Source organism: Limnospira sp. PMC 289.06 (assembly GCF_032350395.1).
Taxonomy (GTDB): domain Bacteria; phylum Cyanobacteriota; class Cyanobacteriia; order Cyanobacteriales; family Microcoleaceae; genus Limnospira; species Limnospira platensis.
Window position 1 is genome coordinate 1 of the sequence record NZ_JARPLC010000463.1, and the last position, 524, is coordinate 524.

A 524-nucleotide genomic window follows, 5' to 3' on the forward strand; every position below is an offset into this window, starting at 1 on the left:
GTTCTGCTGCTGAATGGGAGGGGTAGACCGTGAGGTCTATCTCGACCCCTAATAATCAAAAGTGACTCAGTATTATCGGAACCGATAAGAATGCTTGGGACATCGAGAGCAGGCCAATACATAGAACAGATAGAAGGCTACAGGGCCTTTATCCCCAATCCACTGCCACCTACCCCTGAGATTATGATGGATCCGGAAATGTGGAATTTGCTATCTCAAGCCGATCGTGCATTGGGTCGTTTAGATGGTGCAACTGATGCTCTCCCCAACCCCGATTTATTTGTATTTATGTACGTTCGTAAAGAAGCAGTTTTATCGAGTCAAATTGAGGGTACGCAAGCCTCTTTGATAGATGTTCTAGGTGCGAGACGTTCAGGCATGAAATAGGGTTGAAATACCTGAAATAACCGCCTGGTGGGGACTTCAACCCCTTGATTGAATATAAGGAGCGCACTCCTGACCATCCTCATAACTGTTTATATGTCCCAACATTCGGTATAGAAATATACCAAATAAGGCAGGGG

The 524-nt window shown here is 45.4% G+C and carries 1 protein-coding gene; it reads left to right on the forward strand.

Annotated features, from left to right (window positions below; all coding sequences use genetic code 11):
* Positions 1-183 precede the first annotated feature (183 nt).
* Positions 184-387, forward strand: coding sequence for a Fic/DOC family N-terminal domain-containing protein (locus P5674_RS25795; protein WP_231852026.1), 204 nt, complete (start codon positions 184-186; stop codon positions 385-387).
* Positions 388-524 lie beyond the last annotated feature (137 nt).